The sequence below is a fragment of the Aminobacter sp. P4_D5 genome (assembly GCF_056401815.1).
The window spans coordinates 1-23718 of sequence record NZ_JBFUIP010000047.1 but is presented as its reverse complement, the minus strand read 5'-3'; the positions used below and the strand labels follow the sequence as shown (position 1 = coordinate 23718).

The following is a 23718-nucleotide window of genomic DNA, read 5'->3' as shown; positions in this document are numbered from 1 at the left end:
TCAGGCCCCAAGATAAATGCTCTTGATGCGGCTGTAGAAATCCATGACGTTGGCGCCGCCCTGCTCCTTCGCCGCCTGGTTGCTCGAATGCTTCAGGCCGCCGAAGGGGGCGTTGAGCGACACGCCTGTGGTCGGGCTGTTGACCTTGACGATGCCATGCTGGGTCTCGCGGGCGAAGCGCAAAACCGACGGCAGATCGCCAGTTACCAGCGAGACGGCGAGACCGTATTCGGTGTCGTCGGCCAGCTTGATCGCTTCGTCGAGGCTGTCGATAGGACGGATGGCGACGACCGGTCCGAAGATCTCCTCGCGCCACAGGCGGCTGTCGTCTGGCAGGTCGGAAACGACGGCCGGGCGGACGAAATAGCCATGCGCCAGACTGCTGTCGGCCTCGCGCAGCGCATCGCCGCCGACGACGCGGCCGCCCTCCTCGCGGGCGATGCCTACATAAGCGAGCACCTTGTCGTACTGCGCGCGGGTGGCAAGCGGCCCCATCTGCACGCCTTCTGCCGTGCCCGGCCCGACCTTGACGGCGGCAACGGACTTTTCCAGCCTTGCAACCAGTTCGGCATAGAGCGGGCGGGCGACGAGCACCCGGCTGGTTCCGGTACAGGCCTGGCCAGTGAGGCCGAAGGCGCCGCGTTCGATGGTGGCTACCGCTTTGTCGATGCTGGCGTCGGCCAAAACGACTGTCGCGTTCTTGCCGCCCATCTCGAGTTGCACGCGGGTATCGGTGGATTGCGAAGCGGCGATCTGTTTGCCGACCGCGTAGGAGCCGGTGAAGGTCAGCGCATCGACGCCGGGGCTCGCTGCTATGGCTTGGCCGACCTTGGCGCCCTTGCCTTGGACGAGCGCGACAAGCTTCGGAGGCAGGCCGGCATCGAGCAAGACCTCGACCAGTCGCTGGCCCATCAGCGGCGTGATTTCGGACGGCTTGAAGACCACGCCGTTGCCGGCGGCAAGTGCCGGGCCAAGCTTGCGGGCGGCCATCGACAGCGGGAAATTCCACGGCGTGATGACGGCGACCACGCCGACAGGCTGGCGCACCGACAGCACCAGCTGCGCGCTTTCGCTCGGATAGGTCTCACCATTCAGCCGCAGCGCCTCGCCGGCATAGAGGCGGAAGTTGGCAGCAATGCGCCTGGCTTCGTTGCGCGCCTCGATCAGCGTCTTGCCCTCTTCGCGGGTGAGCTCGGCCGCAATCGTGTCGGCGCGCTGGGACATCAGGTCGGCAGCTCTGAACAGCACGTCGGCGCGCACCTCCGGCGACTGCTCCGCCCAGGTCGGCCACGCAGATGCAACCACTGCCACCGCCTCGGCAACATCGGTGGCGTCGGAGTCAGGAAACAGCCCGATCAGGTCGCGCTCATCGGCGGGATTGCGGTTCTCGAAGGTGGCCCCGGCACGCGCGGGCTGCCACTCGCCGGCGATGTAGTTCAGATGTTGCTCAGTCATCAGTCGGTTCTGCTTTCGGAGAAGGGCGCGTCAGCGCGTCTTGGGCACCCAGGAGACGCTGATGTCGCCGAGTACGAAGGTCTGGCAGGCCATGCGGAAGCCGGCGGCGAGGTCGTCCACGGTCAGGTGGTTGCGCTCTTTTGGCTTGACGGCATCGGTGTTTTCGATGCCGGTCTCGATCTTGCAGCGGCAGGTTCCGCAGAGCCCGCCGCCGCACTTGAAGGGGATGCCCCCCTTCTCGCGCAGCGACACACGCAGCAGGTTGCTGTTGTCGGGTGCGGACACCTGCTTGCCGCCATTGGTGATGAAGGTGATGTTAATCATCGGTGCGTTCGATGTATGTTGATGCTGGCCGGCCCCTCAGACGAGCTTGAGCTGGATGTCCATGCTGCCGTAGGTGGTCAGCGTCTTGAGCTCGTGGCGAGCGTCCTCGACCGTGTCGAACTTCTCGAACAGCTTGCAGGGCACGTTGTTTTCGATCTGCGGGGGCTCGTCCTCGACTATGCGGATGCGGGCATGGCCTTCGTCGGTGAGCCGGGCGATAGTGAAGCTCGCCCGCTTGCGGCCGTAGAAGATGTAGTCGTAGGTCTCGACCGGCTGAACGCCAGGGCTCATTTCGGTCCGGAACTCGCCCGGCTTGGTTGTCAAAACCACATACATTGGCTTCACCTCATGCTGATTGCTGTTCGCGCGTCGAGGCTGCGCTCACGCGCCGTCGACCGCCTTGTTTCGGAATTGCCGCACCACGCCGGCGCGACGGGAAGTTCGGCCGCTAGGCCTGCTCCGTCACTTTTTCCTGTCGAAGCTCGATGTCGTTTTTGATCCACAGCTGGCAGACCAGACGGAAGCCCTCGTCGATCTTGTCGCCGAGCTGCTTCTTCTCCTTCCAGTTGGGCGGAGGCAGATGCTCTGCACCGGCAAGGATGCGGCTGGCGCAGGTACCGCATTTTCCCATGCCGCATTTGTATGCGAGGTGCGGATAGGGAAACTGCTTGATGCCGGCGCGGACGACGAGGTTGGTGTCCTCCTTGACCTCGCCGCTAAAGGCCTCGCCCTTGCTGTGAATGACGACTCTCGGCATGTGCTTGACTCAGACGCCGCCGATACCGGCAAGTTCCGGCTCCATCGGCGCGACCCGCCCAAGCTTCACATCACCGGCGACATAGTCGTTGTAGAGGGCTGTGGTGTATAGCAGCCGCATCTGGGCACCTACCTCGCAGATCTTTAGGCAGCGCTGCTGCATCTCGACGGTACGGGCATGCTCCAGAACGATCTGGTATCCGCGCTCGCCATGAATCTCGTCGGAGACGATGTGCAAGTCGAAGAACTCGACCTCCTCGTCGGTGAAGCCGTAGCTCTCGCGAAGGGTCGGCGTCTGCTTGCGATAGATCGACGGCACTTGGGATTCGAGTCCGACGACAAGGCCCGCCACGGCAACGATTGGGTCCTCGCGCATCGCTACCGAGTAGCACCAACTCTGCAGGCCACGCGTCGTCGGCGACATGTTCTCCGGGTCAGTCATGCGTTCGCGGCTAGTGCCGCAAGCCTCGCCGAAGCGGATCAACAGGTCGGTGTGACGGTCGCCACCGATCTCTTCCTCATACATGTTGGCCAGAAGGAAATCCTTCGCCTCGACATACTGCTCCGGCATGCGGGCATAGATGTAGCCGAGGTAGTCCGCGAAGGGGCCGACATAGTGGTAGTGGTTCTCGGCCCAGCGCGAGAGATGGTCGCGGCTCAGCTTGCCACTTGCCCACGCGAGGCTGAATGGCGACTTGTTGGCGCTCTTGCCCTTGATGGCGTTCTCAAGTGCGGTACGAAATTCGTCCGGGTTCATCGCTATCGTCATTCGGTATCCCCTGTCGATTCTCAAATTTGATTTAGGATACTGTATACCAAATTGACATCCACGCAAGCCGCATTCTACTGTCGTGCTGGTGAACGCAGCCAATGCGCGCATACAGTATGCTATAAAAGCGATGATCGAACGCCTGGTACAGGTTAGGACAACGGCGATGGACAGCTCCGAAACACACGGCAACGTTGGCGTTCGCAGCAAAATCGCTATGGTGGCGACCGGTCACCCGCTCGCCGCGCGCGCGGCGCACGACATGCTGGCGGCGGGAGGTTCCGCCGTCGATGCTGCGATTGCGGCCGACGCCATCCTCGGTGTGGTCGAGCCGATGGCGACCGGCATAGGCGGCGACCTTCTGGCGATGCTTGTGGAGCCGGACGGCCATGCGATCAGCTACAATGGCACCGGTCGCTCGCCGGCAGCATTGTCGGTGGAGGCGGTGGAGAATCTGCCAAACCAGCGCATCCCGGAGCGGCACGGCCTGTCCGTCACCGTGCCGGGCGCGGTGCGGGGCTGGTTCGACCTGCACGCCCGCTTCGGCCGCCTGCCGTTTGCCCAATTGATGGCTCCGGCAATCGCACTTGCCGAGCATGGCTTTGCCGTCCTGCCGATCACCGCGCGCGAATGGGCGGTGTTCGAGCCGGTGATCAAGCTCGATCCCGCCAGCGCAAAACTCTACCGTGCCGGCAGCACGCCACGCGCTGGCGAGCGTTTCGCCAATCCAGAGCTTGCGGCGGTGTTGCGAGCGATCGCCGCCGACGGCCCTGAGTCCTTTTATCTCGGCGCCCCGGCCCGCCAGGCAGCGGCGGCGAACCAGGCCAAGCGCGGGTTGCTGTCGGTGGAGGACTTCGCCAGCCATCGCGGCGACTTCGTCCTGCCGCTCGAACGAAAGTTCCGTGGCCTGACGGTGCTCGAATGCCCGCCCAACACCCATGGTGTGGCCGTGCTCGACGCGCTGGAGGAACTCGATTCCTCGCCACTCGACTGCGACGATTCCGCAACCACGCTTGCCATGGTCGAAGCCGTAGGACGCGCCATGGCAAAGGCCAAGAAAACCGTTGCCGATGCCGCCGGCAACACGGTTTGCACCGTGGTCGTCGACAATGATGGTCTGGCGGTGACGCTGATGAGCAGCATCTTCAAGCGCTTCGGCTCCGGCATCGCCGTTCCCGGCGCCGGCTTCGTGCTGCAGAACCGCGGCCACGGCTTTTCCGAACCCGGCCACATCAACGGACCGGGACCGTCGAAGCGACCCTATCACACGGTGATCCCGGCGGCAGCCTTGAAGAGCGGCCGGTTCCATGCCGGCTTCGGCGTCGTAGGCGGCGCGATGCAGCCGCAGGGCCATGTCCAGATGATGGTCCGCCTCGCCGCCTGGGGCGAGCAGTTGCAGCCGGCCATTGACGCGCCGCGCTGGCGGCTGGAGGGCGACAAGGCGCTGGCGATCGAGCCGGGCACATCAGATGCCATCGTCAGGACGCTGCGCGATGCCGGTTACAGCGACCCTGAAGGCGCTGGCGAACTGGCCGGCCGAAGCGATTTCGGCGGCGCGCAGTTCGTTCTGCGCGCCGAAGACGGCAGCCTGCTCGGCGGCTCGGACAAGCGCAAGGACGGCGTGGCACTAGGCGCTTAAGCCGAGCGCATGCAAACATCATTCTCAACAGCCTCGGGGACAAAGACTTGACCACATCATTCGATCGCATCGTGCTCATCACCGGTGCCGGCAGCGGCATCGGCGCCGAAACCGCCCGCCGGCTCGCGGCGCTGGGCATCGGGCTCGTGTTGCACACGCGCAAGAACGCCGAAGGGCTGAAGAGCGTCGCCGAAACCTGCCAGGCATCGGGGGCCGCGACCGAGATCGTGCTCGGCGATCTCGCCGATCCTGATGTGCCCACGGCGATGGTCGCTGCCGCCCGCGCCCGCTTCGGCCGCGTCGACCAGATCGTTTCCAACGCTGCCCAGGCGACACGCTCGACGCTCAGTGAGGTCAGGCCGGAAGATCTCACCCAGGCTTTCGAGACGATGCCAACCGCACTGCTGCGTCTCGTCAATGCGGCGATGGCCGACCTCGTCGCCTCGGACTGCGGGCGCGTGGTGGTGGTGAGTTCCTTCGTCGCCCACATCTTCGGCACTGCCGACATCCATTTTCCGGCGACGTCGGCGGCCAAGGGCGCACTCGAGGCGCTGGCGAAATCGATGGCCGTGCAACTCGCGCCCAAAGGCGTGACCGTCAACTCAGTCGTTCCGGGCTTCACCCGCAAGGACCCGACCGGCCATTTCGCGGCGACGACCTCGGCACTCGAAAAGGCCATTGCGGTCACGCCGACAGGCCGGCTGACCGAACCGGCCGACGTGGCGGCGGCGATCCTGTTCCTGTTGTCGCGCGAGGCCAGGCAGATCACCGGCCAGTCGCTGCATGTCGACGGCGGGCTGACGCTGCCGTGACGGCGCTCCGCCGCCCGGAGCAATTCCAGGAAAAGTGTGAAGCGGTTTTCCGACCGGAATTGCGCAAAAACAAGAAAATAGAGAGATTCCGCATTTCGAAGAAAAGCGGAAACGCTCTAGCCGCCGAAACGCGAAGGCGCGAAGGCGGCAATCGGCACCGGTGGGCGCTCGCCCTGCATCAGGCTGGCGACGATCGCGCCTGTCATCGGCCCGTTGGCGAAACCGATATGGCCATGGCCAAAAGCAAAGATCAGCCTGGGATGGCGGGCGGCGCGGCCGATGACCGGCAGTCCATCCGGCGTCGATGGCCTACTGCCGAGCCAGGTCTTGTGGTCGACCGGCGTGGTGAAGCCGAGCGTCTGGCGCGCGTCGGGCTCGACGCCGTCGATCTGTGCATGATTTGCAGGATCGTCCGGCCGCGCCAGCTCGACGCCGGTGAGCAGGCGCACATTGCCGTTCATCGGAGACAGCACGTAACCGCCAGCGGCATCATAGACTGGACGGCGCAGTTCGACGCCATCGGCCAGGGCGAAATGGCGGTGGTAGCCGCGCTCGGCCGCAAGCGGGAAACGGTAGCCGAGTGTCCGGGCAAGCATCGCCGAACGGGCGCCGGCGGCGAGCACGACATGGCGGGCTTCGATGCGGCGACCGGCCACCATGACCGCCATGGTCTCGCCGCCATTGAGAATGACCTCGGCCTTGCCAGCTATCAGGACAGCCCCCCGCGCTTCGGCCGCCTGCCGGCAGAGCTCGACCAGCTCGCCGGGGCTTTCGACGGAACCGGTGTCGGGAAAGAAGATGCCATTGCTGAAGCGGTGAGCGAGATGCGGTTCGAGCTGACGGATCTCGTCTTCGCCAAGGCAATCGATGCGGACGCCGTTCTCTTTCAGAACCGCCCGCTCCAGCGCGCTGCCGGCGAAGGCCTCGGTGCTACGGTAGAGCCTGAGCCAGCCATTGCGCTTGATCAGATGGCGGCCCCCGACAAGATCAGCCAGCACGACGTGACGGTCGAACGCCTCGGCGACCATCGGGTTGATCGCCACCGCCGCGCGGCGCCAGGCCCCCTCCTCGGCAGCGATCAGGAAGCGCACCAGCCAGGGCACGAGGTGTGGCAGCGACCGCAAGCGGGCGCGTACAGCAATGTCGCGGCCGAACGCATAACGCGGCAGGCGCGACCGGATGCCGGGTGCGGCCATCGGGAAGATGGAGCCGCGGCTGAGCACGCCGGCATTGCCAAAAGACGCGCGGGCCTCGGCCACATCAGGGTCGATCACCGCGACGGACAGGCCGCGCGTTTGCGCTTCGAGCGCCACCGACAGCCCGACGATGCCGCCGCCGACAATGACCACGTCGAACGGCTTTTCATTCTGCTTCACGCTGCCCACCCGATCCCTGATCGGCCCCAATCCCGACCGGTGCCAACAATGCATAACAGACGTATACTGATCAATTCCAATCTCTCAGCCCCGGACAAAACATGCGCGACGTGACCCCGCCTGCGCCCGACCTTCGCGAGATCGTGCTGCCGCCCGAGGCAAGCGCTGCCGAAGCTGCTGATTTCGCGCGTGGCGTTTCAGTCCTCGAACGGCTGGCCAGGCGCGTCGCCGAACTGGCCCGCGTGCAGGACCGGGAGAACAAGCCGTGAGCAGACTGGAGCAGCTTTCCATCGCGGAACTCGCTACCGCCGTGACCAGCCGCGAGATCGCCGCCGTCGAGGTGACGGGCTACTTCCTCGACCGCATCGCACGTTTCGACGGCGAACTTTCGGGCTACATCCATGTCGCCGACGAGGCGGCGCTGGCGCAGGCACAACGTCTCGACGCGCGCCTAGCCGCCGGTGAGACGGTCGGCCCGCTGGCGGGCGTGCCCATTTCGGTCAAGGACATCGTCGAGGTTGCCGGCATGCCCAACACCGGCGCTTCGCATTCGCGGCTCGACCGCAGGCCGAAGCAGGATGCACCCGTCGTGCGCCGGCTCGCCGATGCCGGCGCGATCATCATCGGCAAAGCCAATTGCCACGAACTGGCCTTCGGCGGCCCGTCCTTCGACCTGCCGTTTCCGCCGGCGCGCAATCCGTGGTGTCCGGAGATGTTCCCGGGCGGCTCGTCGAGCGGGTCGGGTGTCACGGTCGCCGGCGGGCTGTGCCTGGGATCGGTGGCGACCGACACCGCCGGCTCCATCCGACTACCGGCCACCATGTGCGGCATGGTCGGATTCAAGCCGGGCTTCGGCGTCGTTCCCGTGGACGGGATCGATACGCTGGCGCATTCTATGGACCATTGCGGTCCGATCGCCGCGCGTGTCGACGACTGCCGCAGGCTCTATGCCGCGATGTCGGAGACCGAAAACAGGCCGATGCTCACGGGCAAGGTGCCGTCATTTGCCGGCATGCGCCTCGGCATCTCCGCCTGTGCATGGGGGTTGGGCGGCAGCCTGCGCCCCGAAATGGCAACGGCGATGCAAAACGCGCTCGACCTGTTTGCCCGAAATGGCGGCGAGATCGTCGAACTCGACCTGCCGCCGCTCGAAACCTTCCACGCGCCCGGCGCCGTGGTGATGATGGCCGAGATCGCGGCACATTACGGCGCCGAAGTGCGCGGCACCTTCTCCGCCTTCGGCGAAATGTTCCGTGGCCGCGCACTTGTCGGCGAGAGCCTCGCTGCCGCCGACGTCATCGCGGCACGGACGCTGCGCGAGGTGCTTCGCAGGCAGATCGACGCCAGCCTCGCCACCATCGACGCGATCCTGCTGCCCGGCGCGCTCGCACCGGCGGGACCGCTCAAGACAGTCGACAAGTTCTACTTCCTCGAGGAACCGATCCCCAACATCCTGGCCAACCTGACCGGCCACCCGGCGCTCGCCTTTCCCTTCGGCAAGGCCGGCAACGGCATGCCGCTGGGGCTGCAGATCGTCGGAGGACACGGGACCGAAAACCGCCTCTTCGACATCGCGGCCATGTATGAGCGCCTCGACGACGATCCCGTCAGACTGCCGCCGCGCTACTTCAGCTGACGCAAGCGCCGCCGGCGTGGCGGCGCATTCCTTGAACCACCACCGCAAAAGCCGAAATCGCCGCTGCCCGCGCAACACAGCTCGCGCGGGCAGCAGTTCAGCATCGATGTCAGCGAGAAACGCAATAACAGAGCGCGCAAGAAGATTCTTTACCGAGATGAGTATCGGCCAGCAATTACATGACGTGCCGGAGATCAGCGGATATGAATAACACGACCTTCTGCACCAACAGGATGCCGCAATTTGCACTCTTGTCGTTGAACACCAGCATAGCCGTAGCTGTCGCGACGAAGTATTTTCCGCAGACGTGACCGCCTGGGAAGGCCTAACATAGCCGGCATCCTTCCTACAGCGATGATTTTTGGTATACTATATCCAAGAAATTGCCAAAGAAGTGACTGACCCGGTTACCTCCGTGATATTCGTGAACGAAATTTCAGCAATCACGTTCTAAATTTTGTGCATTTTCAATTATTTACAGCACAACTCGGCGAATTGTCGAGTCTCGGCCTGCTATCGTCAGAAAAGTTGACCAACAATCGCTTGACAGTCAATTGCATACAATCCACTCTTCTGGTCGAGGGAAATGGCGACCCGCAATATCAACGCAGCTCAAGACTGCGCGCATCAGGTCGTTTTTGTTATCTATGGCGAATGGGTGGACCGATGAATCTACTGACGAGACTGGCAAGCAGCGCCGCACTTGCGGCAATCATGGCACTTTCACCGCTGTCGGCGCACGCCGCCGACATCACCATTGCGATCGGATCGGAGCCTTCGACGCTTGATCCGCAAGTGCGCGACGACGGCGGCGAGCGCGCGATCAACGACAATGTCTATGAGACGCTGATGGCGCGCACGCCCGAGGGCGAACTAGTCGCCGGACTGGCGGCTGCGGCGCCGACCCAGGTTGACGCCAAGACTTGGGAGTTCAAGCTCAGGCCCGACATCAAGTTCCACAATGGCGAGGCATTCAACGCGGATGCTGTCGTTAACAGCGTCAAGCGTGTCATAGATCCGGCGCTAAAGTCGGAGCAGGCCGCCTACTTCGGCACCATCACCGGCGCGGAGAAGGTCGACGACCTGACTGTGCGCATCATCACCTCGGGTCCGGATCCGATCCTGCCGTCGCGCATGTACTGGATGAAGATGATCCCCGCGACCTATGCTGCCGACGCCAAGTTCGCCGAAGCACCGGTCGGCACCGGCCCCTACAAGTTCACCAGTTGGAACCGCGGCCAAGACATCGTGCTGGAAAAGAACGCCGACTATTGGGGCGATGCCGCGTCGATCGACAAGGTGACCTACCGCTTCGTCGGTGAATCCGGCACGCGCCTTTCCGGGCTTATGGCGGGCGAACTCGATGTCATCACCAACCTTCTGCCGGAGTTCGCCCAGCAGGCACCGAAGTTCGCGGCCGTCAGCGGCCTTGAAACGAGCCTCATGATCGTGTCGACCGACAACGAGGTGACCAAGGATCCGCGCGTCCGCGAGGCCATGAACATCTCGGTCGACCGCAAGGCGCTGGCTGAGAGCCTGTTCGGCGGCTACGCCACACCGGCAAAGGGGCAGGTCGTCAACCCAAAGGCTTTCGGCTACAACAAGGCACTGCCCGACTACGTGTTTGACCTCGACAAGGCAAAGGCCCTGATTAAGGAAGCGGGTGCTGAGGGCAAGACCATCAAGCTCGTCGGAGAGGCCGGTCGCTGGCTCAAGGACCGCGAGCTGATCGAGGCAGTCGGCGCCTACTGGAAGGACGCAGGCCTCAACGTCGACATCAAGATCGAGGACTTCGGCGAATACCTCAACCAACTGTTCGACAAGAACACGCGGCCGGATGCGGTCTTCCTCTCGAACTCCAACGAACTGCTCGACGTCGACCGTGAAATGACCGCCGTGCTACAGAGCAAGGCGAGTTCCGCGTCCAACAGCGACCAGGAAATGTCAGACCAGATCAGCGCTGCCAGGACCGAGACCGACGTCGAGAAGCGCCAGGCAATGTATGACGCCATCACCAAGAAGTCGTACGACCTGTCGTACCTCGTCCCGCTGCTCAACCAGCAGGACATTTACGGCTTCTCCAAGCGCCTGGAATGGCAGCCTCGCGTCGACTCCAAGCTGCTCGTCAAGGAGATGAAGGTCACGGAATAACAACGACAATTGCGGGTTCGAACAAAAACATAAGCGAACCCCAACAGTTCTGGAGCCGGCTCAACAAGGGAGAGCCGGCTCCAGCCAATGGAGAGGAATATGGGTGGTTTTCTGCTCCGCCGAATTGCACAAGGTCTCCTTGTCGTCATCGGCGTGACCGTGATCGTTTTCATCGCCACTCGCATGGTCGGCGATCCGGTCAAGGTAATGCTGCCGCTTTCGGCAACCGACGAGCAGCGCGCGGCCTTTGCCCAACAGATCGGCCTCGACCGTCCCATCGCCACGCAGTTCGTCGATTTCGTCGGTGACATGGCCCGCCTCGACTTCGGCGAGAGCCTGTGGCAGCGCCGGCCGGCCCTCGACGTCGTGCTCGAACGCCTGCCAAATACACTCAAGCTGATCGGTGCCGGACTCGGCCTGGCGATCCTGCTGTCGCTGCCGCTCGGCGCCATCGCCGCACTCAGGCCCGGGGGCTTGGTCGACCGAACGACAGTTTTTGTCGGCCTGTTTGGGCTGTCCTTGCCGCAGTTCTGGTTCGGCCTCTTGATGATCGTGTTCTTTGCAGTCACCCTCGGCTGGCTGCCGACATCGGGAATGGGTGGCGCGCGATATTACATCCTGCCGGCAATCACGCTCGCCCTGCCGTCGCTGGCCCGGCTAGTGATGCTGGTGCGCTCGTCAATGATCGACGAGCTGAACCAGCAATATGTCCGCACCGCCCGCGCCAAGGGACTGCATTTCAGGCGCGTGGTGATGGTGCATGCCATGCGCAACACGCTGGTGCCATTCGTCACACTGGCCGGCTGGGAACTGATCAGTGCGCTCGCCGGCTACACAGTGGTGGTCGAGACGGTGTTCGCCTGGCCCGGCCTCGGGCTCACGGCAATGCAGGCGATCCAGAAGAGCGACCTTTTCTTGCTGCAGGCGATCGTCTTCACCGTCGCGGTGATGATCGTGGTCATCAATGTCGGCCTCGATGTCATCTACAAACTCATCGACCCACGGATAAGGTTGGCTTGAGATGGCTATCCCCATGCCTGTGACGACGCCGGTGGCAACCACCCGCAAGACGACGCAACGCCCGACACTGATGACTAGGCTCGACGAATTCGGCCGCGAACTTTGGCAGGACAAACTCGGCACGCTCGGCTTCGCCATCATCGTCGCTCTGCTGCTGATGGCGGTCTTCGCGCCCCTGATTGCGCCCTACGACCCGGCAGCACAGTCGGTTATGTCACGCCTCAAGCCACCGGCCTGGCTGCCCAAGGGCTCGTGGGAGCACCTGTTCGGCACCGACCATCTCGGCCGCGATGTGCTTTCGCGCGTCATCTACGGTGCCCGCGCCTCACTGATCGTCGGCGTCCTCGTGGTGTTCTTCGCCGGCACGTTCGGCGTCGTGCTCGGCCTGTGGTCCGGCTTCAAGGGCGGACGCACCGATGCGGTCATCATGCGCATCGTTGACGTGCAGGTCGCCTTTCCCGGCCTGCTGCTGATCCTCCTGGTCATCTCGGTGATCGGCCCAAGCATGACGACGATGGTAATCGTGCTCGCAGTCACCAACTGGATGGTCTATGCGCGCGTCGTGCGCGGCATCGTGCTCTCGGTCAGACAGACGCCATACGTCGAGGCGGCCGAGATGATTGGCTGCCGCCCTTCGAGGGTCATCTTCCGCCATATTCTGCCCAACTTGACGTCCCCGCTTTTGACGCTCGGCATCCTCGAATTCACCAACATCGTGCTCGCCGAAGCCGCCCTCTCCTTCCTAGGCCTCGGCGTGCAGCCGCCGGCGACGAGCTGGGGTCTCGATGTCGCCAACGGCCGCGACTACATCTTCGTCGCCTGGTGGCTGATCACGTTCCCCGGCCTGTCGATCGCCACCACCGTCCTTGCGGTCAATCTGTTCGCCTCCTGGGTGCGTGTCACCACCGACCCGCAGGAGCGCGAAAAACGCTTCGCCTATCAGCGCGCCAAGATTGCCGCCCGGCAGGCGCGCCGCAGCCCGAAAACCCAAAGCCCGGAAGCCACGAGCCAGGGAGGCCGGTCATGAACATCAGCGCCATGAGCACCCAGGAACCGCTGCTCGAAGTCGAAAAGCTGAAGGTCGAGTTCGATACCAGGCGCGGCTTGGTCCAAGGCCTGCGCGGTGTGACGCTGTCGATCGGCCGCGGCGAGACGCTCGGCGTGGTCGGTGAATCCGGCTCGGGCAAGAGCGTGACCGCGCAAGCAGTGATGGGGCTGATCGACATGCCCGGCCGCATCGCGTCGGGCGACATCCGCTGGAAAGGCCGCTCTTTGCTGGGCGCCGACGGCGAGCGGTACGCCCGCGACATCAGGGGCAAGGAAGTGGCGATGGTCTTCCAGGACCCGATGACATCGCTCAACCCGGTGCTCCGGATCGGAACCCAGATCGGCGAGGTGCTGGAGCGCCATCTTGGCATGACCCGCAAGCAGGCGCGCAACCGCGCCGAGGAGCTACTCGCCGCCGTCGGGATCAGCGCGCCCGGCCGCAGGCTGGACCAGTATCCGCACGAATTTTCCGGCGGCATGCGCCAGCGCGTGATGATCGCCATGGCGATCGCCTGSGAGCCACAGCTTCTGATCGCCGACGAGCCGACGACGGCGCTGGACGTGACCATCCAGGCGCAGATTCTCGAGCTGCTCGCCGAGCTGCAGCAGTCGCTCGGCCTGTCGGTGGTGCTGATCACCCACGACCTCGGCGTCGTCGCCGGCCTCTGCCACCGCGTGGCTGTGATGTATGCCGGGCAGATCATCGAGACCGGCCTCGCCGAAGACGTATTCGAGCGTCCGGCGCATCCCTACACGCAAGGGCTCCTGCGTTCGACTCCGCGGCTCGACGAGGTCTCGGAGCGACTGGTCTCGATCGAAGGTACGCCGCCCAATCTGGTGACGCCGCCGGAGGGCTGCTCGTTCCAGCAGCGCTGTCCGCTGTCGGGCGAGGCCTGTCGCAAAGCGCCAACACTCGAACATATCCGCCCGGATGCCGAGGCCGCCTGCTGGCAGCCGTCGGTGCCGGCCTGGGCGACGCCGCTGATGTCGCCCACCTTCCCCTGACAGGAATTTCTCGATGCTCAACCCCGTGCCAGCCCAGACGCCAGCACCACCGCCGCTGCTCAGCGTGCAGGGCCTCGACGTGACCTATGAAACCGGGGCGCAGGGCTTCTGGGGACGCCCCAAGGCTTTCAAGGCTCTGGAGGACATTTCTTTCGACCTCTACTCGGGCGAGACGCTCGGGCTGGTTGGCGAATCCGGGTCCGGCAAGACCACCACCGGCCGCGCCGTGCTGAGGCGCATCACGGCCTCGTCGGGTAAGATCGTGTTCCAGGGCCAGGACATCACCCACACCAAGGGCGAGGCGCTGCGCAAGCTCCGCCGCAACATGCAGCTGGTGTTCCAGGATCCCTATTCCAGTCTCAACCCGCGCATGCGGGTGATCGACATCGTCGCCGAGCCGCTACTGGTTCACGGCCTGATCCGCCATGTCGATGAGGCGCGCGACCGCATCACCGAATTGCTGCGTGTCGTTGGCCTGCCCGCCGACGCGCATGACCGTTTCCCGCACGCTTTTTCTGGGGGGCAGCGTCAGCGCATCGGCATCGCCCGGGCGCTGGCATTGCAGCCCGAATTCATCGTCGCCGACGAACCTGTGTCGGCGCTCGACGTGTCAGTTCGGGCGCAGGTGGTCAACCTGATGCAGGACCTGCAAAAGGAGCTCGGCCTCGGCTACCTGTTTATCGCGCATGACCTGTCGGTGGTGCGCCACATCTCGCACCGGGTTGCGATCCTCTATGCCGGCCGCATGGTCGAGATCGCCGACCGCGACGACCTCTACGACCACCCGATTCATCCCTATACCGAGGCGCTTTTGTCGGCGGTGCCGGTGCCCGATCCGCGCACTCAACGGCAGCGTAAGCGCATCGTCTACGGCGGCGAGGTTCCCGATCTCGTCAATCCGCCGCCCGGATGCCGCTTCTCGACACGCTGCCCGCTGGCGACCGACCTGTGCCGTACCGAAGCGCCGAAGCTTAGCGAGCGTTCGCCCCGCCATCTCGTCGCCTGCTGGAACAGGTAAAAGACGCTCGGCCCAGCCAACGATCAGTCACAGAACTTCGAGGTGGCAAGTGCAGCGCGGCCATATTTGTTGTTGGCCTCGAGTAGCTTGAGCAGCGTCGCCAGGAACGCCTCGCGTTCCTTGTCCCCAAGCGTGTCGAGCAGCCGCTCCTGCGCCCGGCTCATCGCCGGATGCATCGCCGCGACAAGCTTCTCGCCTTGCTGTGTCAGCCGCGCCAGCACCATGCGCTTGTCCTGGGTGCTGCGAGTGCGCTCGATCAGCCCACGCTGGGCCAGCCGCGACAGCACGTCGGCGACATTGGTACGGTCAATGCCGAGCGCCTGAGCGAGCGAGATCTGATCGGAATCGGGATTGCCGGAGAGGATTGTGAGCAGCCCGTACTGCACAGGGGTGATGCCGAACTCTAGGCATTCCTCGAAGAACAGCGCGTAATGTACCTGGTGCAGCCGGCGGATGAGAAAACCCGGCCGCTTCCACAGCGGCAACCGCTCGATGAGCTGCTGCAGCTCGGGATTGGGCTCGCGCGGCGCGGCCGCAGCCTTCTTCGTCCGCGCCCCTTCCGACTTTGGCGACTTGGCCACGCTCATTCCCTCGCATTCGACTGCCCATGTCTAGCCCTTGCCCGACTGGCGGGAAAGAGCAGTACCGCCTCATATTTTCCACCGTCTGAAACAGCGAACGCGGGACACCTACCTGTTCCGAAGCCCTTGCCCCGCAAGGCATTGCGCCTTGCGGGCAATATAAAAGGCGGTATACTGATGATTATTGGGAACCCAAGAAAAGGAGAGCACCATGGCGCAGGAACCGCTGGCCACGAAAGGCAACTTCCTCCACATCTACGACTTCCGCGTCGAGGCCGGGCGCGAGGAGGAATTCGTCCAACTGTTCGAGGAATTCGACTACTCGGACGGCAACCCGATGCACAAGTCCTGGGCCCAGGTGAAGGACGGCGTCTTGTGCCGCGATACCGAGGATCCGCAGCGCTTCTTCCTCATCGCCGAGTGGTCCGACATCGTCGAGCACGCCAAGATCCGCAAGGTGCTGGCCGAGGAAATCAAGCCGGCCTTCGTCGGCCTGATCGAGGGCCGCAAGTTCGTACCAAAATATGTCGAGGTCGTTTCGTCGACGCCCGACGAGATCCTCAACGCCGCGTCACACTGACTGCTGAAGCGATGCGCACGCTCTACACCTTCTTCAGGTCGTCGACCTCGTATCGGCTGCGCATCGCGCTCGCGCTCAAAGGGCTCGACTACGAGCCCCGCTTCATCAGCCTGCCCAGGATGGACCACCGCACCGCCGACTACATGGCGCTCAACCCGCAAGGGCTGGTGCCGACGCTCGTCGAGGACGGCAATATCTTCGCCCAAAGCCTCGCCATGCTCGAATATCTCGACGAGACCCATCCCGAGCCGCCGCTCTTACCCACTGACCCCGCCGGTCGTGCCTATGTCAGGGGCCTCGCCCAGATCATCGGCTGCGACATCCACCCGCTCAACAATGTGCGCGTTCTGAAATACCTGAAGTCGCGCTGGCAGCTTTCCGACGACGACACCAACGAATGGTACCGCCACTGGATCGAGGAGGGGTTCCGCTCGTTCGAGGAGACGCTTGCTGCATCCGGCCTCTCAGGCAGCTATTGCCTCGGCGACATCGTCACCATCGCCGACATCTGCCTGGTGCCGCAGGTGGCCAATGCCCGGCGCTTCCTTTGCGATCTGGCCGCCTTTCCCCTGTCGATCGCCATCGCCGACCGCGCCGCCGCCCTGCCGGCATTTGAGGCGGCGCATCCAAATTTGCAGGCCGACGCGTTCTGAAGCGAATACGTCGGCAATACCCCTCACGCCGTTCGCCGCTCGGCCACCGTCGCCTTGTCATAGCCGGCGACCTTCTTGTAGGTGTTTGACAGCGCCGCCAGCTCGTCCTGCGTGATGACGTCGTCAAGCCGAGCGAACGGCCGGTCACCCGTTCGCTCGTAGACCTCCTTGAGAATGACGTCGGGCGGGGTGGTGCGGTTGGTGCGCACGACGGTCGCCGTCGCCTGCAGCCGCTTGTCCTCGTAGGCCTTGAGCACGCCAGCGACGTCGCCGCCCGATGCGAAGCTGTCGGCCAGCGCACGCGCGTCGAGGATCGCCTGGCCAGCGCCGTTCGAACCGCGCGGATACATTGGGTGCGCGGCGTCGCCGAGCAGTGTGAGGCGGCCAAAGCTCCAGCGAGCAAGCGGGTCCTTGTCGACCATCGGGTATTCGAGGATCGCCTCAGTGCCGCGGATCAGCCCCGGCACGTCGAGAAAATCGAATTTCCAGTCGGCGAAGGCATGGATGAAGTCGTCGAGCCGGCCGCGGCGGTTCCAGTCCTGCTGGTGGTAATGCGGTGTCTCGATCTCGGCGACCCAGTTGATCAGCTGGCCGCCTTCGGCATCGAGCTTGTTGCGGATGGGATAGATGACCATCTTGCCATGCGTGAGCCAGCCGGCGCGGACATAGCTCGCGCCGCCGAGATAGGGTTTCCACCAGGTCGTGCCGCGCCACATGTTGACGCCGGAATAGATCGGGCCGACGTCGTCGGGCACGAGCTTCAGGCGCACGACTGAGTGGATGCCGTCGCAGCCGACGATCGCCGCACCACGCTGAATGGGCCGGTCCTCGCCGGTGCGGCCGTCGACGAAACGGGCAATCGCGGCATCCGCCGTCTGCTCGACATCGATGCATTTCCAGCCGGTGACGACGCAGTCCGGCCCGGCCCGCTCGACGAGTGCTGCGTAGAGGATCTGCTGCAGGTCGCCGCGATGGATCTGGAACTGCGGATAATCATAGCCGGCAAAAGTGCCAACCGGCTCCTTGTAGACTAGCTGGCCGAAGCGGTTGAAGAAGCAGGATTCGCGCGCCGTGACCGCGACCTCGGCGAGTGCTGCCTGCAGGCCGAGCTCAGTGAGCTCGCGGCTGGCATGCGGCAGGATTGAGATGCCGACGCCGATCGGCCGGATCTCCTGGGCGCTTTCGTAGACACGAAAAGGAATGCCTGCCTTGAAAAGCATCAGGGCCAGCGTCAGCCCGCCGATGCCCGCGCCGATGATCATCACGTCCATGTGGCTCCCCGATCAATTTAAGCAGTATACTGACTAATACCYCGTTCGAAACGCGTCGACGCCGCCTGCACCGGCCGGCTAGACCGCTTCGCGGAACGGCAGTTCGAATTCCTGGCGCGCGTTGCGGTCGAGGATTTCCTTGGCAAGTGCGGCGGCCACGCCGGTCGGCTCGTTGGCGGCACTGGTCAGGATGAACTCGACCTCCTCGAGCTGCGGCAGCTGCGGGCTGGTCGGCAGCACCATCAGCCCCGACGACACCATGCTGCGCGGCTGCACCATGATGCCGAGCCCTGCGCGAGCGGCTGCCTGAAGCCCGCTCAGGCTGCCGCTGGTGCAGACGATGCGCCAGGGGATGCCCATGCGGTCGAGCGCCTCAATCGCCGCGACACGGGTGATGCCCGGACGCGAAAACAGGATCAGCGGCAATGGCTTGCCAGCCTCGACGACCGATGGGTCGCGCGCCGCCCAGACCAGCCGTTCGGTGCGCACGGCAACGCCGCTGCGCGCCTCACGCTGCTGGTTGAGACCGACGCGGCGCTTGGCGATGACGAGGTCGAGCGCGCCCTCGTCGAGCAGGTCGAACAGTGTGCTCGACAGCGCCACCGTCAGCTCGAGTTCGACGGAAGGATGGCGCTCGGTGAATTTGTGCAGCACGTCGGCCAGCCGGGTGGTGACGAAATCCTCCGACGCGCCAAAGCGGATGCGGCCGGTCAGCCTGGCCCCCTGCAAGTAGCTGCGGGCACGTTCATTGGCGTCGAGGATCGAACGGGCAAAGCCGAGCATTGCCTCGCCGTCGGGCGTCAGCATCACCGAATGGGTGTCGCGAACCAGAAGCCGCCGGCCGACGCTGACCTCGAGCCGCCTGATGTGCTGGCTGACCGTCGACTGGCCGAGCCGGAGATGCACTGCCGCCCCGGTGAAACTGCGCGAACCGGCAACCGCTACGAAGGTCTGGAGGAGTATAGGATCGAACATGATCCCTCCCTGTGTTCACGAAACGAAATGAGCATCATTCCTGTATGCGCCATTCACAATGCCATTGGCATTTGGCATACTGTATACAAAATTAGCCCATTGCCAAGGGATCCCACGCCTTGTTCGCACGTTTTCGTCCCGACACCTTCATCATGCTGATGGTCGCCTGCATCGCGCTGGCGTCGCTACTGCCGGCACGGGGCAGTTTCGCCGGCCATTTCGGCACCGCGACCAACATTGCCATCGCGCTGTTGTTCTTCCTCCACGGCGCGCGGCTGTCGCGGGCAACAGTCATCGCCGGCATGACGCATTGGCGACTGCACCTTTTGGTGTTTTCGACCACCTTCGTGCTGTTCCCGATAATAGGGCTGGCACTCGGCCTCTTGGTACCGACGGTGCTGCCGGCAGCACTTTATGCCGGCGTGCTGTTCCTGTGCGTGCTGCCGTCGACGGTGCAATCGTCCATCGCCTTCACCGCACTTGCCGGCGGCAACGTGCCGGCCGCCGTGTGCTCGGCCTCGGCCTCCAACATCATCGGCATGTTCCTGACCCCGCTGCTCGTCGGGCTGTTGTTCGCCAAGACCGGAGGCGGCGGCGTGTCGCTGTCAGCGATCGAAGGCATCATGCTGCAGCTTTTGGCGCCCTTCATCGCCGGCCAGCTCGTACAGCCCTGGCTTGCTGGCTGGCTGGGCCGGCACAAATGGCTGGTGACGGTCGTCGACCGCGGCTCGATCCTGATGGTGATCTACCTCGCCTTCTCCAAGACGATGGTCGCAGGCCTCTGGCAGCAGCTGCCCCTGCAGTCACTCGTGGTGCTGCTGCTGATCGCCGCCTTCCTTTTGTCGACGGCGCTGGCAACCACCATCTTCGCCAGCCGGTTCCTCGGCTTTTCCAGACAGGACGAGATCACTGTCGCCTTCTGCGGCTCGCACAAGAGCCTCGCCTCAGGCGTGCCGATGGCCAACGTCATCTTCGCCGGCCAGGAGATAGGTGCCATAGTGCTGCCACTGATGCTCTATCACCAGATGCAGTTGATGGTCTGCGCCTGGATGGCGCGACGCTACGCCGAACGCGCCGCCGAGCTTGCGCCCGTGACCGAGCCGCAAGGCGCCGCACAATAGCCGCACGCAAGTAGCTTTGGCACTCAGTCAGTGCGCAGAGGTCGCAGATCTGGCCGATGGCACTCAAGACTGTGTCGATGGTTCGGGCGGCTTTGTTGCAACAGCACCTTGAGCTTGGCTAGGGCCAGCGGCTTTGCGATGCTTGCGCCTGGCGTCGATCGCGTTTCGTTTGATCCTAAGCCTGACGCAATCGGCGTCGTTTGAAGCCTTGAACTCCACTCCCTAACGACGCCGGCTCCCATGATTGTTGGCAAGCTGATCGGTGGTCGATTGCCGGACATGCTACCGCAAGGCCGGCCTTCCGGAGTGACGCGCCGGCGTCCGGCGCCGAGCAGCATGACTGCACGTCTCATCTTGATGACTGAACGTCCCAATGTGCCCGGCAACCTCGTTCGAAGTAGTGACACCATGAGCGACATGGCGGACAAGTATTTCTGGTTTTGGACTCAAGTCTTCTAGCTGGCCATGAGGGGCTGGCAAGAATGAACAATGGGGCGAGCACCTGGAAGGGCGCGGATATGCCAGAAACAGTTCAGATGCAGCAGATTGGCGAAGCAGAGCACCCCGCTCACTGGCAGTCATCGTATCTGGGCCGGGCACTCAGCAAGGCATGGGTCCGCGTTACGTTCGCCGGCCCGCGCGACCAACAGCCGGACGGTCTGGAAGCGTTCGACATGCTCGGCGGCTGGAAAGGCTCCGACGTCAGGCGGCGCGACATCAGCTAGCACCTCGCCAGTCGACTTGCCGGCAACGGCAGGCGGCAAACAAAAACTCCATTGATCAGGAGCGGCCGACCTGGCGCCGTATTTCTTCGCGGCATTCAGGGCTCCGCAGATTGTCACCGGTGCCCTCAGGTCGTCGGACACGTTGGTCGCCACCGAAACCGGCCCTGATCTCCATTTCGACCCATCCGCGACGCTCAGCCTCCTCCACAGCGGCCAGATTGTAGCCGACCCCAGCAACACGGCTTCAAGGCCAGCTTCAACGTGAGATTCTCATGCGCATCAGCCCATTGTCCCGTCCGACGACAAACCCTGCCGACGAAGCTTCCTTTGAGCGTCCGTCCCGTTTCGGGCGTCTGCTACTCCAGACATTGCGGGGTTCGACGATGCTGTGTGGGTTCGTCTCCGCCGGTGTTCATTCTGTGTTGGCAGTAACGACTTTGGGTTTGGCTGCGCAACCGGCTCTGGCGCAATGTTCTCCCACGGTGGGCGGCTTCGCGTGCTCCGGAGCCAATACGACCGGGCAAGACATAGATGCCGACGATGCCGCTGTCGTTACGACCCCTGGCTTCAGCGTCGACACGACGGCGTCGGGTGGGCACGCCCTTTACATCCAGGGGCTCGGCCATGTCAGCTACATCGACGTCAATGCGGCGACCCTCACGGCGGGCTCGGGTCAAATTGGTCTGAATATCCAGGCGAATGGCGATAACGGAGCAACGCCGGGCGCAATTACTGTTGTGACCGGGGGAGTCATCAGCGGTGGCGATACGGGTATTTCCGCTTTCAACGGCGGCACCGGTGCGGCCGCCGTGACCGCAACCGGCCAGGTCACCGGGACCAATGGCACCGGCATCTATGTTGAGAACGCCGCGACGGCAACCGACCTCACGGTGAATGCCGCAGGTGTCACCGGCAACGCCGGCATTATCGCAGCCAACAACGGCACTGGTGCGACGAACGTCACCGCGACAGGCCAGGTGACCGGGACCGGTCTCAACGGCATCTGGGTCCAAAACGCCGCCACTGCAACTAACCTGACGGTAAGCGCCGCAGGTGTCACCGGCAACGTCGACGGTATTTACGCTTACAACGAAGGCACAGGCGCGACCACCGTCACCGCGACAGGCCAGGTAATCGGCACCAGTGACATCGGCATCAATGCCGAGAACGCCTCAACGGCGACCGATCTGACGGTGAACGCAGCAGGCGTCACCGGAAACGCCGACGGTATTTACGCTTCCAACAACGGCACAGGTGCGACCACCGTCACCGCGACAGGCCAGGTAACCGGGACCAATGGCAGCGGCATCTACRCCGTTAATGCCGCCACGGCGGGCGACATGACGGTGAACGCCGCAGGCGTCACCGGCGGCAACGCTGGAATTATCGTCGGCAACAACGGCGCCGGCGCCACAAGCGTTACCGCAACGGGCCAAGTGACCGGCACCAATGGCAATGGCATTGACGCCTGGAACGCCACCACAGCAACCGATCTGACGGTGAACGCTGCAGGCGTCACCGGCAACGCCGACGGTATTTATGCGTCCAACGACGGCACCGGTGCGACCAGCGTCACCGCAACCGGCCAGGTGACCGGGACCAATGGCAACGGCGTTGGCGCCTGGAACGCCACCACGGCGACAGATCTGACGGTAAACGCCGCAGGCGTCACCGGCGGTAACAACGGAATTGTCGTCGGCAACAACGGCGCCGGCGCCACCAGCGTGAACGCAACGGGCCAGGTGACCGGGACGAATGGCACCGGCATTGACGCCGAGAACGCCGCCACGGCGGGCGACCTGACGGTGAAGGCCGCAGGCGTCACCGGCAACGTTGACGGTATTAGGGCCGTCAACTACGGCACCGGCGCGACCACCATCACCGCAACCGGCCAGGTAACGGGGACCAGTGCTACCGGCATCTACGTCGAGAACGCCGCCACTGCGGGCGACCTGACGGTGAACGCGGCAGGCGTTACCGGCCGCTACACCGGCATTAGCGCCGCCAACAAAGGCACCGGCGCCACCAGCGTGACCGCGACAGGCCTAGTGATCGGGACCGGTCTCAACGGCATCTGGGTCCAAAACGCCACCACTGCAACTGACCTTACGGTGAATGCAGCAGCCGTCACCGGCAACATCGACGGTATTTACGCCGCCAACGACGGCACCGGCGCGACCACCGTCACCGCAACCGGCCAGGTAACCGGGACCAGTGCCACCGGCATTTGGGGTCAAAACGCCGGTACTACAACTGACCTTACAGTGAATGCCGCAGCCGTCACCGGCAACGTCGACGGCATTTATGCCTATAACGACGGTACCGGTGCGACCACCGTCACTGCAACGGGCCTCGTGACAGGGGTCGAGGGCAACGGCATCCAGGCCTATAACGGCGTCACTGCCAACGGCGTCAGCGTGAATGCGGCAGGCGTCACCGCAGAATTGACCGGCATCTACGCCTGGAACCAGGGCACCGGCGCGACCAGCGTGACGGTGACAGGCCAGGTGACCGCGAATACAGGCTTCGGCATATACGCATTCAATGATAGCGCTGCGACAACCGGCCTGACGGTGAATGCCGCAGGCGTTGCCGGCAGGCTGTATGGCATCTACACGACGAATTTGGGCGCCGGCCCGACAAGCATCACGACCAATGGCCTTGTGGAAGGCGGGGTCAGCGCCATCGCCGCCAAGTCCGGCGGCCTACCGATCACCATCGTCACCAATGGGCTGGTGCGCAATAGTTCCCGGCTGTCGACGCGCCTTGCGATCGAGGCCTTCGGCGGCCCGGTGGCACTGACC

23 protein-coding genes are annotated in these 23718 nt (G+C 64.0%); 14 read left to right on the top strand and 9 right to left on the bottom strand.

Going from position 1 to position 23718, the window contains the following annotated elements; all coding sequences use genetic code 11:
• The 5 genes from AC1DWF_RS12780 to AC1DWF_RS12760 all read right to left on the bottom strand — a co-directional run bounded on the left by AC1DWF_RS12780 (nucleotide 1) and on the right by AC1DWF_RS12760 (nucleotide 3304).
• Nucleotides 1-1455 (bottom strand): aldehyde dehydrogenase family protein, encoded by a 1455-nt coding sequence (locus AC1DWF_RS12780; protein WP_476788688.1) that lies wholly within the window; start codon nucleotides 1453-1455, stop codon nucleotides 1-3.
• 30 nt (nucleotides 1456-1485) lie between these two features.
• Entirely contained in the window at nucleotides 1486-1779 is a 294-nt protein-coding gene (locus tag AC1DWF_RS12775) for a 2Fe-2S iron-sulfur cluster-binding protein (RefSeq protein ID WP_476784481.1), read from the bottom strand.
• Between the two features lie 36 nt (nucleotides 1780-1815).
• Complete coding sequence (locus AC1DWF_RS12770) at nucleotides 1816-2115, bottom strand: ferredoxin (protein WP_476788687.1); 300 nt, start codon at nucleotides 2113-2115, stop codon at nucleotides 1816-1818.
• Between the two features lie 112 nt (nucleotides 2116-2227).
• Nucleotides 2228-2536: a 2Fe-2S iron-sulfur cluster-binding protein gene (locus tag AC1DWF_RS12765; RefSeq protein WP_476787360.1), complete on the bottom strand. Its 309-nt coding sequence runs from the start codon at nucleotides 2534-2536 to the stop codon at nucleotides 2228-2230.
• A 9-nt stretch (nucleotides 2537-2545) separates the two neighbouring features.
• The gene (locus AC1DWF_RS12760) at nucleotides 2546-3304 is read right to left on the bottom strand and encodes a TenA family transcriptional regulator (protein WP_476788686.1); all 759 of its coding nucleotides are present in this window, start codon (nucleotides 3302-3304) and stop codon (nucleotides 2546-2548) included.
• A 166-nt stretch (nucleotides 3305-3470) separates the two neighbouring features.
• Here AC1DWF_RS12760 and AC1DWF_RS12755 point away from each other — a divergent pair, with 166 nt between their 5' ends.
• Both AC1DWF_RS12755 and AC1DWF_RS12750 read left to right on the top strand, forming a co-directional pair.
• Entirely contained in the window at nucleotides 3471-4943 is a 1473-nt protein-coding gene (locus tag AC1DWF_RS12755) for a gamma-glutamyltransferase family protein (RefSeq protein ID WP_476788685.1), read from the top strand.
• Nucleotides 4944-4990: 47 nt separating this feature from the next.
• Nucleotides 4991-5755, top strand: a complete 765-nt coding sequence (locus AC1DWF_RS12750) for an SDR family NAD(P)-dependent oxidoreductase (protein ID WP_476786203.1) — start codon at nucleotides 4991-4993, stop codon at nucleotides 5753-5755.
• Between the two features lie 116 nt (nucleotides 5756-5871).
• On the opposite strand, the gene AC1DWF_RS12745 is transcribed toward AC1DWF_RS12750, so the two are convergent.
• Nucleotides 5872-7131, bottom strand: coding sequence for an NAD(P)/FAD-dependent oxidoreductase (locus tag AC1DWF_RS12745; protein ID WP_476788684.1), 1260 nt, complete (start codon nucleotides 7129-7131; stop codon nucleotides 5872-5874).
• 101 nt (nucleotides 7132-7232) lie between these two features.
• On the opposite strand from AC1DWF_RS12745, the gene AC1DWF_RS12740 reads away from it, so the two are divergent.
• The 7 genes from AC1DWF_RS12740 to AC1DWF_RS12710 all read left to right on the top strand — a co-directional run bounded on the left by AC1DWF_RS12740 (nucleotide 7233) and on the right by AC1DWF_RS12710 (nucleotide 15008).
• Nucleotides 7233-7400, top strand: a complete 168-nt coding sequence (locus AC1DWF_RS12740) for a hypothetical protein (RefSeq protein ID WP_476786201.1) — start codon at nucleotides 7233-7235, stop codon at nucleotides 7398-7400.
• Nucleotides 7397-8767, top strand: coding sequence for an amidase (locus tag AC1DWF_RS12735; protein ID WP_476788683.1), 1371 nt, complete (start codon nucleotides 7397-7399; stop codon nucleotides 8765-8767). Before AC1DWF_RS12740 ends, AC1DWF_RS12735 begins: the two co-directional genes overlap by 4 nt.
• Before the next feature lie 666 nt (nucleotides 8768-9433).
• A complete protein-coding gene (locus tag AC1DWF_RS12730) occupies nucleotides 9434-10918 on the top strand; it encodes an ABC transporter substrate-binding protein (protein ID WP_476788682.1) in 1485 nt (494 codons plus the stop codon).
• Between the two features lie 99 nt (nucleotides 10919-11017).
• Nucleotides 11018-11938: an ABC transporter permease gene (locus tag AC1DWF_RS12725; RefSeq protein ID WP_476788681.1), complete on the top strand. Its 921-nt coding sequence runs from the start codon at nucleotides 11018-11020 to the stop codon at nucleotides 11936-11938.
• A gap of 70 nt (nucleotides 11939-12008) precedes the next feature.
• Entirely contained in the window at nucleotides 12009-12965 is a 957-nt protein-coding gene (locus AC1DWF_RS12720; protein WP_476786311.1) for an ABC transporter permease, read from the top strand.
• The gene (locus AC1DWF_RS12715; protein WP_476841727.1) at nucleotides 12962-13990 is read left to right on the top strand and encodes an ABC transporter ATP-binding protein; all 1029 of its coding nucleotides are present in this window, start codon (nucleotides 12962-12964) and stop codon (nucleotides 13988-13990) included. The genes AC1DWF_RS12720 and AC1DWF_RS12715 overlap by 4 nt, the downstream gene beginning before the upstream one ends.
• Before the next feature lie 13 nt (nucleotides 13991-14003).
• Nucleotides 14004-15008: an ABC transporter ATP-binding protein gene (locus AC1DWF_RS12710; protein WP_476786308.1), complete on the top strand. Its 1005-nt coding sequence runs from the start codon at nucleotides 14004-14006 to the stop codon at nucleotides 15006-15008.
• 23 nt (nucleotides 15009-15031) lie between these two features.
• Here AC1DWF_RS12710 and AC1DWF_RS12705 read toward each other — a convergent pair whose 3' ends face one another.
• The gene (locus tag AC1DWF_RS12705) at nucleotides 15032-15589 is read right to left on the bottom strand and encodes a MarR family winged helix-turn-helix transcriptional regulator (protein WP_476788680.1); all 558 of its coding nucleotides are present in this window, start codon (nucleotides 15587-15589) and stop codon (nucleotides 15032-15034) included.
• A 211-nt stretch (nucleotides 15590-15800) separates the two neighbouring features.
• On the opposite strand from AC1DWF_RS12705, the gene AC1DWF_RS12700 reads away from it, so the two are divergent.
• Together AC1DWF_RS12700 and maiA are read left to right on the top strand one after the other, a co-directional pair.
• A complete protein-coding gene (locus tag AC1DWF_RS12700) occupies nucleotides 15801-16169 on the top strand; it encodes a hypothetical protein (protein ID WP_476788679.1) in 369 nt (122 codons plus the stop codon).
• Nucleotides 16170-16180: 11 nt separating this feature from the next.
• Nucleotides 16181-16822, top strand: coding sequence for a maleylacetoacetate isomerase (gene maiA / locus AC1DWF_RS12695; protein WP_476785351.1), 642 nt, complete (start codon nucleotides 16181-16183; stop codon nucleotides 16820-16822).
• 23 nt (nucleotides 16823-16845) lie between these two features.
• Here maiA and AC1DWF_RS12690 read toward each other — a convergent pair whose 3' ends face one another.
• The gene (locus AC1DWF_RS12690; protein ID WP_476785350.1) at nucleotides 16846-18093 is read right to left on the bottom strand and encodes a flavin-dependent oxidoreductase; all 1248 of its coding nucleotides are present in this window, start codon (nucleotides 18091-18093) and stop codon (nucleotides 16846-16848) included.
• A 78-nt stretch (nucleotides 18094-18171) separates the two neighbouring features.
• Nucleotides 18172-19068, bottom strand: coding sequence for a LysR substrate-binding domain-containing protein (locus AC1DWF_RS12685; RefSeq protein ID WP_476785349.1), 897 nt, complete (start codon nucleotides 19066-19068; stop codon nucleotides 18172-18174).
• A gap of 152 nt (nucleotides 19069-19220) precedes the next feature.
• On the opposite strand from AC1DWF_RS12685, the gene AC1DWF_RS12680 reads away from it, so the two are divergent.
• The 3 genes from AC1DWF_RS12680 to AC1DWF_RS12670 form a co-directional block, all read left to right on the top strand.
• On the top strand, nucleotides 19221-20189 hold the full coding sequence (locus AC1DWF_RS12680) for a bile acid:sodium symporter family protein (protein ID WP_476785353.1): 969 nt from the start codon (nucleotides 19221-19223) through the stop codon (nucleotides 20187-20189).
• Between the two features lie 482 nt (nucleotides 20190-20671).
• Nucleotides 20672-20914: a hypothetical protein gene (locus AC1DWF_RS12675; protein ID WP_476785348.1), complete on the top strand. Its 243-nt coding sequence runs from the start codon at nucleotides 20672-20674 to the stop codon at nucleotides 20912-20914.
• A 482-nt stretch (nucleotides 20915-21396) separates the two neighbouring features.
• Nucleotides 21397-23718, top strand: a 2322-nt coding sequence (locus tag AC1DWF_RS12670) for a beta strand repeat-containing protein (RefSeq protein WP_476841726.1), incomplete at its 3' end; no start/stop codon positions are given.